The sequence below is a fragment of the Streptomyces sp. NPDC007264 genome, assembly GCF_042869095.1.
Taxonomy (GTDB): Bacteria; Actinomycetota; Actinomycetes; order Streptomycetales; family Streptomycetaceae; genus Streptomyces.
The window spans coordinates 59,434-74,579 of the sequence record NZ_JBIAFD010000020.1 but is presented as its reverse complement, the minus strand read 5'-3'; the positions used below and the strand labels follow the sequence as shown (position 1 = coordinate 74,579).

Annotated in this window: 12 protein-coding genes; 4 read left to right on the top strand and 8 right to left on the bottom strand. The window is 74.4% G+C overall.

Annotated features, from left to right (window positions below; translation table 11 throughout):
* The first annotated feature begins 5 nt into the window (after window positions 1-5).
* Window positions 6-3,287 (top strand): sarcosine oxidase subunit delta family protein, encoded by a 3,282-nt coding sequence (locus ACFYMU_RS28400; protein ID WP_388378915.1) that lies wholly within the window; start codon window positions 6-8, stop codon window positions 3,285-3,287.
* Window positions 3,280-3,882 carry a sarcosine oxidase subunit gamma gene (locus ACFYMU_RS28395; RefSeq protein WP_388378912.1) on the top strand — a complete coding sequence of 201 codons (603 nt, stop codon included), beginning with the start codon at window positions 3,280-3,282 and terminating at the stop codon, window positions 3,880-3,882. The genes ACFYMU_RS28400 and ACFYMU_RS28395 overlap by 8 nt, the downstream gene beginning before the upstream one ends.
* Before the next feature lie 87 nt (window positions 3,883-3,969).
* On the opposite strand, the gene ACFYMU_RS28390 is transcribed toward ACFYMU_RS28395, so the two are convergent.
* The 5 genes from ACFYMU_RS28390 to ACFYMU_RS28370 form a co-directional block, all read right to left on the bottom strand.
* Window positions 3,970-4,170, bottom strand: coding sequence for a hypothetical protein (locus ACFYMU_RS28390; protein WP_388378909.1), 201 nt, complete (start codon window positions 4,168-4,170; stop codon window positions 3,970-3,972).
* 59 nt (window positions 4,171-4,229) lie between these two features.
* Window positions 4,230-5,090, bottom strand: coding sequence for a YhjD/YihY/BrkB family envelope integrity protein (locus ACFYMU_RS28385; RefSeq protein WP_388378906.1), 861 nt, complete (start codon window positions 5,088-5,090; stop codon window positions 4,230-4,232).
* Window positions 5,091-5,235: 145 nt separating this feature from the next.
* On the bottom strand, window positions 5,236-6,411 hold the full coding sequence (locus ACFYMU_RS28380) for a (Fe-S)-binding protein (RefSeq protein WP_388378903.1): 1,176 nt from the start codon (window positions 6,409-6,411) through the stop codon (window positions 5,236-5,238).
* Window positions 6,408-7,790, bottom strand: coding sequence for an FAD-binding oxidoreductase (locus ACFYMU_RS28375; protein WP_388378900.1), 1,383 nt, complete (start codon window positions 7,788-7,790; stop codon window positions 6,408-6,410). Before ACFYMU_RS28375 ends, ACFYMU_RS28380 begins: the two co-directional genes overlap by 4 nt.
* Window positions 7,790-9,448 (bottom strand): L-lactate permease, encoded by a 1,659-nt coding sequence (locus tag ACFYMU_RS28370; RefSeq protein ID WP_388378897.1) that lies wholly within the window; start codon window positions 9,446-9,448, stop codon window positions 7,790-7,792. Before ACFYMU_RS28370 ends, ACFYMU_RS28375 begins: the two co-directional genes overlap by 1 nt.
* A 148-nt stretch (window positions 9,449-9,596) precedes the next feature.
* Between ACFYMU_RS28370 and ACFYMU_RS28365 the strand changes: the two genes are divergently transcribed.
* A complete protein-coding gene (locus tag ACFYMU_RS28365) occupies window positions 9,597-10,265 on the top strand; it encodes a GntR family transcriptional regulator (RefSeq protein WP_388378894.1) in 669 nt (222 codons plus the stop codon).
* A gap of 8 nt (window positions 10,266-10,273) precedes the next feature.
* Here the strand turns inward: ACFYMU_RS28365 and ACFYMU_RS28360 are convergent, their stop codons facing one another.
* The 3 genes from ACFYMU_RS28360 to ACFYMU_RS28350 form a co-directional block, all read right to left on the bottom strand.
* Window positions 10,274-11,515, bottom strand: coding sequence for a VWA-like domain-containing protein (locus tag ACFYMU_RS28360; RefSeq protein ID WP_388378891.1), 1,242 nt, complete (start codon window positions 11,513-11,515; stop codon window positions 10,274-10,276).
* On the bottom strand, window positions 11,512-12,783 hold the full coding sequence (locus tag ACFYMU_RS28355) for an AAA family ATPase (RefSeq protein WP_388378888.1): 1,272 nt from the start codon (window positions 12,781-12,783) through the stop codon (window positions 11,512-11,514). Before ACFYMU_RS28355 ends, ACFYMU_RS28360 begins: the two co-directional genes overlap by 4 nt.
* 192 nt (window positions 12,784-12,975) lie before the next feature.
* The gene (locus tag ACFYMU_RS28350) at window positions 12,976-14,376 is read right to left on the bottom strand and encodes a hypothetical protein (RefSeq protein WP_388378885.1); all 1,401 of its coding nucleotides are present in this window, start codon (window positions 14,374-14,376) and stop codon (window positions 12,976-12,978) included.
* A gap of 332 nt (window positions 14,377-14,708) precedes the next feature.
* Here ACFYMU_RS28350 and ACFYMU_RS28345 point away from each other — a divergent pair, with 332 nt between their 5' ends.
* Complete coding sequence (locus ACFYMU_RS28345) at window positions 14,709-15,146, top strand: Fur family transcriptional regulator (RefSeq protein ID WP_388378882.1); 438 nt, start codon at window positions 14,709-14,711, stop codon at window positions 15,144-15,146.

Genomic DNA, 15,146 nt, shown 5'->3' with positions numbered 1-15,146 from the left:
GAACCATGCTGCTGATTCCCTGCCCCTGGTGCGGGCCCCGTGACGAGGCCGAGTTCCACTACGGCGGCCAGGCGCACGTGCCCTACCCCCAGGACCCGGCGGCCCTCACCGACGAGGAGTGGGCCCGGTACCTGTTCTTCCGCGACAATCCCAAGGGCCCGTTCGCCGAGCGGTGGAGCCACGCGGCGGGCTGCCGACGCTGGTTCAACGCGGTGCGGGACACGGCGACGAACGAGATCCTGGCGGTGTACCGGGCGGGGGAGGAACGTCCGGCCGCGTTCGGAACGCGTCCGGCTCCTCCCGCTCCTCCCGCTCCTCCGGCCCGTACGGCGGGTGCGGCGGGTGCGGCGGGTGCGGCGGGTGCGGACGAGGCCCCTTCGGGGCCGGGCGCGGGTCCGGTGGCACAGGCCCCTGCGGGGCCCCGCGGCAGGCCCGTGGTGCCGGGACGGGGCGGGGCGGGGGAACGGACCCAGCCGTTCCGTCTGGCCGCCCGTGGCCGGATCCACCGGGACGAACCCCTGGACTTCACCTTCGACGGCACCGCGTACCAGGGCTACCGAGGCGACACCCTCGCCTCCGCCCTCCTCGCCAACGGCGTCATCCAGGCCGGCACCAGCATCAGGCTCGGCCGCCCGCGCGGCATCTTCTCGGCCGGCTCGGAGGAACCCAACGCCGTCGTGCAGATCGAGGCCCCCTTCCCCGAGCCGATGCTGCCCGCCACCACGGTGGAGCTGTACGACGGCCTGGTGGCCGGCAGTCTGCCCGGCCGGGGGCGCCTCGCCACCGGGCCGGACCCGGCGCGGTACGACGCCGTCCACGCCCACTGCGACCTGCTGGTGGTCGGCGCCGGCCCCGCGGGTCTCGCGGCCGCCGCGGCGGCCGCGGGCACCGGCGCCCGAGTGATCCTCGCCGACGAGCGACCGGAACCGGGCGGCAGCCTGCTCGGCACGGGGGAGCACCTCGACTGGGTGGAGGCGACCGCCGCGCGGCTGACGTCCGCACCCGAGACGCGTGTACTGCGCCGCACCACCGTCTTCGGGTACTACGACGACAACCACCTCCTCGCCGTCGAACGCCGCACCGGCCACCTCGGCGCCCGGGCCCCCGAACGCCTCGCCCGCGAGCGGGTGTGGCGCATCCGCGCCCGTCACGTCGTCCTCGCCACCGGCGCCCACGAGCGCTCGATGGCCTTCGCGGACAACGACCGCCCCGGCGTGATGCTGGCCGCCTCGGCCCGCGCCTACGTCCACCGCCACGGTGTGCTGCCCGGCCGCCGCGCCGTCGTGTTCACCACCAACGACAGCGCCTACGCGGCCGCACTCGACCTGGCGGCGGCGGGCGCCGACGTCCCCGCGATCGTCGACACCAGGCCCGAGCCGGGGGAGTGGGCCGACCGTGCCCGCGCGGCCGGGATCCGGGTGCTGCCCGGTCACGCCGTCACCGGCACCCGGGGCGGCGCGCGCCTGACGGCGGTGACCGTCGCCAGGTACGGGCAGCCGGCGGTGTCGCGGGAGTTCACCGCCGACCTGCTGCTGGTCTCCGGCGGCTGGAACCCCGTCGTGCACCTCTTCAGCCAGGCGGGCGGCCGGCTGCGCCACGACGACACGCTCGGCGGCTTCGTCCCCGCAGCCTGCCGTCAGGCCGTGGTGGTCGCGGGCAGCGCGAACGGCGCCCCGGACCTGGCCGCGGTCCTCGCGCAGGGCGCCGCAGCCGGCGCCCGCGCGATCGCGGCCCAGGGCCACCCGCCCCGGCAACCCCGCCTTCCGGAGGTGCCCGCGCAGCTGGCCCCGACGCCGCCCATGCGGGTGTACGCCGTCCCCGGCGCCGACGGCGGACCACGCTTCGTCGACCTCCAACGCGACGTGACCGTCGACGACCTGGCCCGTGCGACCGGCGCCGGCCTGCGCTCCGTCGAGCACACCAAGCGCTACACCACCGCCGGTACCGCGGCCGACCAGGGCAAGACATCCGGAGTGCTCACCGGCGGCGTGGTCGCGGAACTGCTCGGCGTGGACCTCTCGGCCCTCGGCACCACCACGTGCCGGCCGCCCTGGACCCCCGTCTCCTTCGCCGCCCTCGCGGGACGCGACCGCGGCGCGCTGCACGACCCGGTGCGGGTGACCGCGCTGCACGACCGGCATGTCGCGCACGGCGCGCTGTTCGAGAACGTCGGGCAGTGGAAACGGCCCTGGTACTACCCGCGGCCCGGCGAGGACAAGGACGGTGCCGTCCTGCGGGAGTGCCGGGCGGCCCGCGAGGGCGTCGCGTTCATGGACGCCTCCACCCTCGGCAAGATCGACGTCCAGGGCCCGGACGCGGCCGTCTTCCTCGACCGCCTGTACACGAACATGATGAGCACCCTGAAGGTCGGCATGATCCGTTACGGCCTCATGTGCCGGCCGGACGGCATGGTCCTCGACGACGGCACCGTCCTCCGCCTCGCCCAGGACCGCTTCCTGACCACCACCACGACCGGCAACGCGGCCGCGGTCCTGGACTGGATGGAGGAATGGCTGCAGACCGAATGGCCCGGACTGCGTGTGCACTGCACCTCGGTCACCGAGCAGTGGGCCACGGTCGCCCTGGTCGGCCCCCGCTCCCGCGACGTCCTGGGCGCGCTCGCGCCGGCGCTGGCCGTGGACAACGACAGCTTCCCGTTCATGGCGTGGCGGGAGACCTCCGTCGCCGGCATCGGGGCCAGGGTGTGCCGGATCAGCTTCTCCGGCGAACTGGCCTACGAGATCAATGTGTCGCCCTGGCACGCCGTCGTGCTGTGGGAGGCGCTGCACGAGGCCGGCGCCCGCTACGGCATCACCCCGTACGGCACGGAGACCATGCACGTCCTGCGGGCGGAGAAGGGCTACCCCGTCATCGGCCAGGACACCGACGGGACCGTCACCCCGCACGACCTCGGCATGAGCTGGGCGGTGTCGAAGAAGAAGCCCGACTTCATCGGCAAGCGCTCGTACACCCGCGCGGACACGCTCCGCCCCGACCGCAAGCACCTGGTCGGTCTGCTCCCCGAGGACCCGGACGACGTCCTGCCCGAGGGCACCCAACTGGTGGCCGAGGGCGTCCTTCCCGAGCCGCCGGTCCCGATGCTCGGTCATGTCACCTCCAGCTACCGCAGCGCGGCACTCGGCCGGGCCTTCGCCCTGGCACTGGTCAAGGGCGGCCGGCAGCGGATCGGCGAGCGGCTCTTCGCCCCCGTGGGCGACCGCCTGGTCCCGGTCACCGTCGCCCACCCCGTCCTGTACGACCCCGAGGGAGCCCGCCGCGATGGCTGACACCGCCCTTCCCGCCCCGCTCCGCAGCCCCCTGACGCACGCCGCGGAGCGACTGGCCGCCGCGACGCGCACCTCCCGCGGCGCCGTACGGCTGGCCGAACTCCCCTTCCTGTCCCAGGTCGACGTGCGGCTCGACGGCAAGGGCCCGGCGGCGGAAGCCGTCGGACTCGCCCTGGGGTTCACCCTGCCCCTCGAGCCGGACACGGTCGCACGCGCCGGGGAGCTGACCGCGCTGTGGCTCGGTCCCGACGGATGGCTGGTGGTGGGCCCGCCCGGCCGCGAGCGGGATCTGGAGTCCCGGATCAGGGCGGCCGCCGGGGACGAGCCGGTGTCCGTCACCGATGTGTCCGCGCAGCGCACCACCCTCCTCGTCGCGGGGCCCCGGGCCCGCGATCTGCTGGCCCACGGCTGTGCGCTGGACCTGCATCCGCGCGTGTTCGGCCCCGGACGCTGCGCCCAGACCGCACTGGCCCGCACCCAGGTCGTCCTGGTCGCCCGGGACCGGCCCGGCGCGGGCTTCTGGGTGCTGGTCCGTTCGTCCTTCGCCGCCTACCTCACGGACTGGCTGCTGGACGCGGCGGTGGAGTACACCTGACGGCGCGGGGACGGGGCCGGTGCACGCCGCCGACCGGACGGGGCCGACCCCCGCACCCGGCGCGGCCGGTACCGGCGCCGGGCATCCTCAGCCGCCGTCCGGCCCGCCCCCCAGCGCGTGGTACAGCCGCTGCCTCAGGGCGAAGACGGCGCCGATGTCCGCCTCGGGGGCGAAACGCTCGACGAGGAGCACCCGCAGCCGCGCGTCGTCGCCCGCACGGACGGCGGACACGATCTCGTCGATCACCTGCTGCATGTCCGGCAGCACCCCGGCGTAGTGATCTTCCACCGGGCCCGGGTACCCTCCGCCCGCACGCGCATGGGTCCCTCGTTCGAGTGAATGAGATATCACGGACGGTGATCAACGGGAGGCGCGCCGCGGGTACGGCGAGCGCCGTACGCATCGTGGACATGACGGCCCAGCAGGGCGCCTCCGAAGACCACGAAGCCGACCCCGATGAGCCAGGACTGCACGACGAGAACGGTGCCCACGGCGCCGTAGGTGACCGCGTTGTTCACGATCAGCGGGGAGAAGACCTGGTAGGAGAACCAGCGCAGGCCGACCAGGCCCAGCAGTGTGGCGATCGCCCCGGGCAGCAGCGCCCGCCGGGGCACCCGCCGCCCCAGCAGGAAGTACTGGCCCCACCAGAAGAACAGCACGCCGAACACGACGGTGAGGGTGATGCGGACGGCCGACGGGGGAGTGCCCTCCCGCAGCACCGTGCCGCTCTGCACCTCGGCGAACAGATACGCCGTCAGCGCCGTGAGCCACACGGCCCGGCGCCACACGGTGTGCCACCGGCCCGCGGGCAGGCCCCAGACCCTCTCGTACCCCGTCTGCACGCTCGAGGCGAAGGTCAGCCCGAACAGCGCCAGCAGGACCACGCTGAAGACACTGGTCGCGCTCAGCACCTTGCGGGGCGCCGCGAACAGGCGCCGCACGGCCTGTGCGGGGTGTCCCGACAGGCTCATGCCGTCGATCACCCAGGCGTCGAAGCCGCGATGGGGGAAGGGGGAGGCGGCGGCGACGACGATCAGCAGCGGCGCGAGGGTGACCAGGCCCAGCGCGGCGAAGCCCATGGACCGGTGCAGCAGTTCCAGTTCGCTGCCGTGCCGGTAGAGTCGTCGGACGGCCGAGTCGTGCCGGCGGGAACGCGCTCGCGGCTGCGGTGGGACGTCGTTCCCGGGCGGGTCTGAGGAACCCGTCATGGGTCCCCCGGTTCCCGACCGCCCGCCGGACGAAACCTTCCCGTCCTCGTCGTCACCCCCAGGACCCGGTGTCTCCGAAGGGACCCGTCTGCCCCGCGCCCGCCCGGGCATCCGCTCGGGCGGGCGCTCGGGCGGGCGCGAGGTGTCACGGCCGTGCCGGTGCGCCGGGGTCGGAACGGGCCGCGAGGGCGAGGAGTTCGGCCAGGTGGATCGCCTTCGCGCGGGAGCCACGGCGGCGCAGGCCCTGCTGCAACTGGCGCAGGCAACCGGGGTTGACCGCCACGACGTAGTCGACGTCCGCCTCGTCCACGGCGTCCAGCTTCGGGTCGAGCACCTTCCTGCTGTCGTCGGGCCTCAGCAGCGCGTACGTGCCCGCAGCGCCGCAGCATGTACCCGCACCGGGCAGTTCGACGTAGTCGGCGACCGCGGCGATCAGCTCACGGGGCGGGCGGGTCACGCCCATGCCGTTGCGCAGATGGCAGGAGTCCTGGAGTGCGGCGCGTGCCCTGCGGCCGTTCACCGTCACCTGGCCGACGGGCCGGTGCCCCTTGTCGTCGAGGTACTGGCTCAGTTCCCGCACCCGGTCCTCGCCGAGGTGGTGGGCGAGGTGCGCGGCGCAGCCGCCCGCGGTGGTGACGATGGTGCCCGGCAGCCGCTCGCCGAGTGCGCGGGCCAGTTCGGCGCCGGTCGCGGAGTCGCCGTTGTGGGCGTGCAGCGCACCGCAGCAGCCCTGGCCGCCGGGCACGGTGGCCTCCGGGCACAGCTGCCGGGCGGCCCGGGACACCTTCGGATACAGGCCGCGTTCGACGCAGCCGAGCATCAGCGACACCGGCGGCTCGGCGGGCCGGTCGCCGGGCGCGTCCGCCGGGGCCGTGGTCCGCGCCGCGGCTCTCGCCGGACCGCGCGCGTGGCGGCGCACGAGCCCCTGGAGCCGCAGCAGACCCGGCCGCGCCGTCAACGCCATCAGCACGCGGGCGATCCACGGGCGGTCGGGCCCGCTCCACTGGTGGTCGCGCCACTGTTCCAGCAGTTGCCCGTACTCCACCCCCGCCGGGCACACCGTCTCGCAGGCCCGGCAGCCCAGGCAGAACGACGACTCCTCGGCCAGCGTGGTGTCGTCGGGGGCGAGGTCGCCGGCCTCCAGGGCCCGCATCAGGGTGATACGGCCGCGGGGCGACGAGGTCTCCTCGCCGGTCAGGGCGTAGGTGGGGCACGCGGGCAGGCAGAACCCGCAGGAGATACAGCGCTCGAGCAGTTCCTTGTCGAAGATGCCGGGGCGCTGCCCCGGCCCGGGGGAGGAGCCGCCGTGGTGATCGGTCATGATCCGAGCTTTCCGGGGTTGAGGATGCCTGCCGGGTCGAAGGCCGTCTTGATGCGGCGCAGGAGGGCCATCTGGTCCTCGCCCAACCGGTCGGCCAGGTAGGGCAGTTTGGCCGCGCCGACGCCGTGCTCGCCGGTGATGGTGCCGTCGAGCGCGATGGCGGCGGCGAAGATCTCCGCGAACGCCTTGTGGGCGCGCTCGGCTCCCTCGCCGTCGTCCGGGTCCAGTACGCAGGTGGGGTGCAGGTTGCCGTCCCCGGCGTGCCCGAAGGTGGCGATCCGCACCTCGTACCGGTCGGCGATCTCGTCGATGCGGTCGACCATCTCGGCCATCCGGTGCCGCGGCACCGTGGCGTCCTCCAGGATCGTCAGCGAGCCGAGCCGGGAGAGCGCGGGCAGCGAGCAGCGGCGCGCCGCGAGCAGCGCGTCGGCGCGGGCCACGTCCTCGGCGAGGGTGACCTCCAGCGCACCCGCGTCCAGGCACACGTCCTGGATGCGGGCGAGAGTGCCGGCGACGGTGGCCGGTGCCCCGTCGTCGCCGAAGATCAGCAGGGCGCCGGCGTCCCGGCGCAGGCCCAGCCCGGCGAACTCCTCGACGGCGTCGATGCACTTGCGGTCGAGGAACTCCAGCGTGGCCGGGACGATCCCCGCGGCGATGACGGCGGCCACCGCGCGGGAGGCGTCGGCGAGGGAGTCGAAGTACGCCACCCCGGTGCCGGTGTCCGCGGGCGCGGGCAGCAGGGCCACGGTGGCCTCGGTGATCACCGCGAGGGTGCCCTCCGAGCCGGTGAGCAGCCGGGTCAGGTCGTAGCCGGCGACGTCCTTCCACAGCCTGCCGCCGGTGCGGATGACCTCGCCGGTGGGCAGCACCGCCTCCAGGCCGAGCACGTAGTTGCGGGTCACGCCGTACTTCAGGCCGCGCAGGCCGCCGGCGCAGGTGGCGACGTTGCCGCCGATGGTGGAGACGGTGCGGCTGCCCGGGTCGGGGGCGTACAGCAGCCCCTCGGCGGCCGCGGCGTCGGCGAGCGCGGCGGTGGTGACGCCGGTCTGCGCCCGCGCGAGCAGCTCGCCCGGGCTGATCTCCAGCAGTTTGTTCAGCCGGGTGAGCACCAGGACGATGCCCCCCTGCAGCGGGACGGTTCCCGCGCACAGGTTGGAGCCGGCGCCCCGCGGCACCACCGGGACGCCGTGTGCGGTGGCATGGCGCAGCACGGCGGCGACCTCCTCGGTGCTGCCGGGCAGCACCACCGCCTGCGGGCGCGCGGTGAACAGCGGGGTGGCGTCGCGGGCGTAGACGGCGAGCGCGCCGTCGTCCACCCGTACGTGGTCGCCGCCGACGATGGCCGCGAGGTCCGCGGCGAGCCGGGTGACGGCGGGCATCAGCGCACCACCATCCAGTCCAGGACAGGGGTGGACTGGAGGTAGACGAGGGCGCAGACCGCGACGAGCAGTCCGAGGCCCCAGCCGACCACCTTGCGGAACAGCTCGCCCTCCCGGCCTTCGAGGCCGACGACCGCGGCGGCGATGGCCAGGTTCTGCGGCGAGATCATCTTGCCGAGCACGCCGCCGGTGGTGTTGGCGGCGGCGAGGAGGTAGGGGGAGATGCCGGTCTGCTGGGCGGCGGTGAGCTGGAGCATGCCGAACAGGGAGTTGGAGGAGGTGTCGGAGCCGGTGACGGCCACGCCGAGCCAGCCGACGACGGGGGAGAGCAGGGCGAACGCGCCGCCGGCCTGCGCGAGGAACAGACCGAGGGTGACGGTCTGGCCCGACAGGTTCATCACGTAGGCGAGGGCGAGCACCGCCATGACGGTGACGACGGTCCAGCGGAACTGCCGGACGGTGTCGGCGTACGCGCCGGCGGTGCGGCGGGCCCCGATGCCGTACAGCACGGCGGTGAGCAGCCCCGCCAGTAGCAGAACCGTTCCGCCTGCGTTGAAGACGTTGAGGTTGAAGGTCAGCGCGGACAGCGGCACACCCTTGGCGTTGACGACGTCCAGGCCCGGCCAGCCGAACTTCCATCCCGAGTGCGCCTCGAGCCAGGTCTTGACGGGCCCCGAGGTGGCCACGGCGAAGAGCGCCACCACGACCAGGTACGGCGCGAACGCCTTCAGCGCGGAGCCCTCCCCGGTCCGGCGGCGCCGCAGTACGCCCTCCGAGGCGTCGTCGGCGCCCGCACCGCCCGCGATCACCGGAGCCTGGGCCTGGGCGACCAGCACCTGCCGGGGCTGCCACACGCGCAGCATGCCCACGACGGCCAGGGCGCCCGCGAAGGCCGCCACGATGTCGGCGATCTCGTACGACAGGTAGTTGGCGGTGACGAACTGGGCACCGGCGAACGCGGCGCCGCCGACCAGGGCGACCGGCCAGGTCTCCCGGACCCCGCGCCTGCCGTCGACCATGAGCACCAGGATGAGGGGGACGAACAGCGCCAGGAGCGGGGTCTGGCGCCCCACCATGGCACCGAGGTCGGCGGCGTCCATGCCGGTGATCTTGCCCAGGGTGGTGATCGGGACGGCGATCGCGCCGAAGGCGACGGGGGCGGTGTTGGCGACCAGGGAGACGGCGGCGGCCTTCATCGGTCTCAGCCCGACGGCCATCAGCATCACCGAGGAGACCGCGACCGGAGTGCCGAAGCCCGCCAGCGCCTCCAGCAGCGCACCGAAGCAGAACGCGATGATCACGGCCTGGACGCGCTGGTCGCCCGAGAGCGAGCCGAAGGCGCGGCGCAGCACCGCGTCCCAGCCGGTGATCTCGGTCATCTTGTAGATCCACAGGGCGTTCAGCACGATGAAGACGATCGGGAACAGGCCGAACGCCGCACCCTCGCTCGCGGCGAGCGCCGCCTGCCCGGCCGGCATGCCGTAGGCCGCGACCGCCACCGTGAGGGCGACGCCCAGAGACACGAGGGACGCCTTCCACGCCTTCCAGCGCAGTCCGCCCAGCAGGACGAAGAGCGTGATCAGGGGAAGCGCCGCGAGCATCGCGCTCCACCCGAGTGAGCCCCCTACGGGGTCGAAGATCTGTCGGTAACCGGCCATGACGCGTCCTTGCCTCGTTCCGTTGCCATGTGTGACCCCCGTCACTGCCCGCGGGCAGGGTCGGTCGATTGTCAGACAATGACACATGTCTGTCAATGGATCGCGCGGGGCTGCGTGAGAGAATGCCGGTGTCCCCACGGAGGTAGTCATGTCTCAGGACGCCGCGATCCGGCTGTCCACCGTCTCGGTCGTCGACGCCCTGGCCGCATCCCTGCGCGATCGGGTCCTCGACGGTCAACTCGCGTCCGGCACCACGTTCGCGGAGACGGAGATCGCGACCGAGTACGGGGTCTCGCGACCCACCGCGCGCAGCGCGGTCACCGCCCTCGTGCACGAGGGACTGCTCCAGCGGGAGGCGAACAAGCCCGCCTACGTGCCCCACCTCACCCGCGCCGACGTCGACGACCTGTTCCTCGTCCGCACCCCGCTGGAAACACAGGTGGTACAGGTGCTGGTCGAGCGCGGCACCGTGCCGGTGACCGCCGCCGAGCGCGCCATAGCCGATCTGGACCGGCTCGGAGCCGACGCGCCGCACAGCGCCTTCGTGGAGTCCGACCTGCGCTTCCACCAGTCCCTCGTCGACGCCGTCGACAGCCCCCGGCTCAGCCGGCTCTACCGCGGCATCAAGGGCGAGATGCACCTGTGCATGGTGCAGACCCGGCACACCCTCGGCCGGGAACGCATCGTCGCCGAGCACTGCGCGGTCCTGGAGTCGCTGCGCGCCGGCGACGCGGACGAGGCGGTGCGCCGGATGCGCGACCACCTCGACGGCGCCTGCCGCTCGCTGCAGCGGCTCTTCGAGGAGAGCCGCGGCTGACCTGGCCGCTACCCGATGACGACCGCGCGTGCCCACTCGGGCGGCGAGTCCGGCACGTGGCCGGGGTCGTCCTCGTCCCAGGACGCGCCGGTCCGCCGACGGGGGAACAGGCCCACGACGGTCCGGCACGGCGGCCGTGCGCCCGGCCAGGGCGTCTGCCCGTCGGTGAGGGCCACGATCACGTCCGGTCGGGGCCGGGCCCGGAGCGCCCTGGTGAAGCCCGCGCGCAGATCCGTCCCTCCGCCGCCCACCAGCGGGATTCCCTCGGCACGGCACAGCGGATGCGCGATCCGCGCCGCCGCGTCGCACGGCAGCACGGTGATCAGATCGTTCCGGCCACCCAGCGCCCGGGAGATGGCGGCCACCTCGAGGAGCGCGCTGCCCAACTCGGCGTCACTGACCGACCCGGAGGTGTCGATGACCACGGAGACCCGCGGTGGCCTGCGCCGGAGACTCGGCAGTACGACCCCGGGCACCCCGGCCGAGCGCCGCGACGGCCGGCCGTAGGTGTAGTCCTCGCCCGCGCCCGCACCGGAAGTCGCCGAGCGGACCGCCGCCCCCAGCAACTCCCGCCAGGGCTGCGGCGGATGGAACGCCTCCTCCGCCCACCGTCGCCAGCCCTTCGGGGTGTTCCCCGGGCGTGCGGTGATGCCCTGGGCCACCCGGAACCGAACCGCGTCCCGTTCCTGCGCGCTGAGCCCGTGCGCGCCGTCCGGCCCCAGGTCCCAGTCCCGCTCCAGCCCGTCGGCGCCGCTGCCGCAGTCCAGCCAGGCCAGGCTCTGCGTCCGCGGCCCGAGCCGGAACAGGCGCAGGTAGTCCTCCATCAGCTCGCCCTCCGGCAACCCCAACGTCCCCGGCTCGACGGCTCCTTCGGGCCGCACCAGCCCGTCACCGAACGCGTCGTCGTTGATCTCGAGGTCCGCCGCGATGTTCATCCGCAGCCGGTCTCCCGGACCGGTCAGCCCGCGCTCCCGCGCGACCCGGTCACTGCGCGCGTGGTGGTCGCGCAGCAGGTGCGACACCTCGTGCACCCACACCGCGGCGAGTTCCTCCACCGGCGTGCGGTCCACGAACGCCAGCGAGACATAGCACCGCCAGTGCCGGTCGACGGCCATCGTCGGCACCAGCCGTGACTCCACGGCGTGCAGGGCGAACAGCGCGGTCGCCAGATGGGGCCGGGCCCGCGCGGCCTGCAGCCGGGCGGCGAAGAGCTTGTCGCGATCCAGCGCACCCGGGGCCTTCCGGATCACCGGTCCGTCTCCACGGCACGGGCGGCCCGGGCCGCCGCCCGGTCCGCCCGCCGGGACAGGGACACCGCGCCGGCCAGCCGCTCGATCGATGCCGGAACGTCCCAGTCCTCCCGGCGCAGCGTGGCCAGGGTGGTCGCCGGGACGACCACCAGGTCGGGGGCTCCGGTCTCCAGCGCCCGGACCAGGAGCGCCCATGCCGCGTCCCAGCGTGGCCTGTCGGGGCGGTTGCGGACCGCGGCCACCACGGCGTCCAGCGCGGCCTGGCGCAGATCCCCCCGTTCGGGCAGGGCGGCTCCGGCCGGGTCGGCGAGAAGCACCTCGGGGTCCGGGAGGTCCATCCGGTCCATGGCGGCCAGCAGCTCCAGCCCCGGACCGTCCCCCACCGTGCCCCTGACCAGGGCGGACAGCACGTCCCGGGAGGAGCCCGCCGCCGTCGCGAAGGCGATCAGACGCAGCGTCATCTCCCAACTGCGCGGTGACGGCCAGGGGCCGCCGCGGCGGGCCTCGTCGGCGGGCAGCCGGTGCACCAGCCCAGGACGGGCGGAGAGGAGCCCGCACACCGCCCGGCGGGCGAGGGCCACGGCCTCCGGCAGCCCGGTCCGGCCGAGACGTGGCAGGGTGGCCCGCGGCCACGTCCCGCCGAGGCCGCGTACCACCACCTCGTGGTCGTGGGCCCACGGGAGGTGGACGAACCGGTTGGCCAGCGGCGGGCTCAGCTCCCAGCCGTCGGCCGCGGAGGAGCGCGGGTTGGCGGCGGCCACGATCCGCACCCCGCGCGGCAGCCGCAGGGCGCCGATCCGCCGCTCGAGCACCAGGCGGAGCAGGGCGGCCTGAACGGCCGGCGGCGCGGTGGACAGCTCGTCCAGGAACAGCAGGCCCCGGCCGGCCCGCACCAGCCGGACGGCCCAGTCCGGCGGGGCCATGGGAACACCTTGTTCCGCGGGATCGTCCCCGACGACGGGCAGTCCGGAGAAGTCGGACGGCTCGTGCACGCTGGCGATCACGGTGGTCAGCGGAAGGTCGAGGGCCGTGGCCAGCTGGGTCAGGGCGGCGGTCTTGCCGATCCCGGGTTCACCCCACAGGAGCACGGGCAGATCGGCGGCGACCGCCAGGGTCAGGGCCTCCAGCTGCGCGTCGGGGCGCGGTTCGGTGGCCGTGTCGTGCAGCAGCGTCAGCAACTCGTCGGCCACGTCGAGTTGGGAGGCGTGGGGCGGGTCCGGAGGGGCGACGGTCGTGGTGGACGAGGTGGACGCGATGTCTACGGGCATGGGTGTCACCTAGGGGTTCGTGGTGGGTCGGGTGGGTGCGGGGGACGGGCGCCCGGGGCCGGCGGCGGCGCCCGGTGCCGACGGGGGTCCTTGTCCGCGGGATGCGCAGGTCGGTGGGATCTCTCAAGTCGGCGGGATGCCGGGGGCGGTGGGGAGGCCCCGTGGCAGGAGGAGACCCCTGAGGTCCAGGGGTCAGTGGAGGGCGGCGTGACGCGGGTGGGAGCGGTGGTCACGGGGACGGGGACGACCCCGGCGGGCGCCTCCGGGGCCCGGGCCGAACAGGTCTGCCCTGAACAGCCCGTAGGTGATCCGTCGCAGTGCGGCCGCCTCCAGTTCGTCCCGCAGCGCGCCGCTGCGCAGCAGGGCACCGGGCCCGAGCAGAGCCTCGACGGCGGCGAGCGCACCGGCGGTGTCGCCGTGGTCGAGGCGCGCGCGGATGTCGGGGAGGCAGTCCGGACGACGGTGCGCCTCGTCGACGGCCCGCAGGCACGGAAGCGGAGTGCCGGTCAGTGCCGCCAGGAGTTCCCCGCGGCGGACCTCGTCGGGGTCGTGGTCCAGCGGGGCCAGCACCCCGCCGACCAGGCCGATACGGTGCTGAGCCCCCCGGCACTCGACGAGGCGGGTCCGTCCCGGCCGGACCATCGGCCGGCACGGACCGGCCGGCCGATGGTCCGGTACCAGGGCCGACGCGACCAGCGGATGCAGCCGGTCGGCCTCGATCAGCCCGGCGCGGAGCAGTTCCAGGTCGGGCAGCGCCCAGGTCGCCGCGTCGGGCAGGACCGGCAGCCCGCGGGAGCCGCCCTCCGCGGAGGCCGCGGCGATCCGCGGCGTGGGCGGCCCGGAGCCGTCGTCGTCCGCGGCCACCTCCAGGACCAGCCGATGCCGCGCCCCGAGCCGCACGGCGACGGCACCGCCGGACCGTCCGAGGGCCCGGAGCAGGATCCCGGCCTCGGCCGCCCAGCGGTCAACGGCACAGCGGCGCCCCCGCGGCATGCCACCGGGCGGGTCCGGGTCCACGGCGGGCGGACCGTCGGCGCCCGGCCGATCGGCCCCGGACCGGATGCGCAGTTCCCCGGCCCGGCGCGCGTCCCACAGGTGGCGGTGCAGGTCGAGGCGGAACCGTCGGTCGGGGTGGGGATGCGGGTGACGGCGGGCGCCGGCGGCGCGGGACTCGTCCCACAGCGCGAGGCTGAACCGCTGTCCGGCGTCGGCCCAGGCCGGCGGGGTCCGGGCCACGAGGTGCACCGGTCCCGCGCCGTCGCGGCCCTCGGTCCCGTAGCGGGCCAGGGTGAGGGTCGCACCGGGGCGCAGCAGCCCGTCGGGAGCGATCCTCGGCATGTGCCAGCGCAACAGGTCGGGAGCCAGACGGCGCAGGTCGGCCCGGACCCGGGCCGACAGTTCCCGGCCGTACACGCGTGCCACGGAACGCAGCTGGAGATCGACATCGATGCCTGCGGCGGCGCATGCCCCCGCCCAGTCCCCGGCAAGGCGGCGGGCGGTCGCAGTCTCGATCACGGAGGGCGGCACGGCGTACTCGCGCACGTGCAGCCAGAGGGAAAGGCGGGAATCCTCCTGCGCGGTGTGAGTGAGCATCAGCACTCACCTTGCGCGGACGGATCCCCCAATCTGCGGAGAGAGTGAGTCGTCATCGCGGTGATCGTAGCGCCGCTCCCCTCGGCGCGCCAGGTCCCGCCGCCGCGGCGGCCCGGCCCGTGCGGCGGACACGGTCCGCGGTGGCGTGCGCTCACCCGCAGGACGTACGTGTACGCATTCCGTGACCGGTGCGGCTCGACTGTGAGACCCTCAAGATCACCATCTGGGCGATGTTTCCTGAAAAAACAGGGCAAAAAGCGTCTGATTCTCTGTCAGATTTAGAACGATTCTTTTTCTTGAACCGTTCGTGTTTGTGGAGGTAGGTTGGCGCCATGACCGCATCCCCGAGGCCGACCACCGGCGAGGAGCTGCGCGGTGCCGGCCTGCGTGTGACGGCCGCCCGCGTCGCGCTGCTCGAGACCGTCCGGGGCGGTGACCACCTCGGTGTCGAGGCGATCACCGCCGGGGTGCGCGATCGCGTGGGCCATGTCTCCGTGCAGGCCGTGTACGAGGCCCTCCACGCGCTCACCGCCGCGGGACTCGTACGCCGCATCGAGCCGGCCGGCAGCCCGGCCCGGTTCGAGGGACGCGTCGGGGACAACCACCACCACGCCGTGTGCCGGTCGTGCGGCACCGTCGCCGACGTCGAATGCGCCGTCGGTGAGGCGCCGTGCCTGACCGCGTCCGACGACCGCGGCTTCTCGATCGACGAGGCCGAGGTCATCTACTGGGGCCTGTGCCCCGACTGCTCCACCACCGGCAGCTCCTGA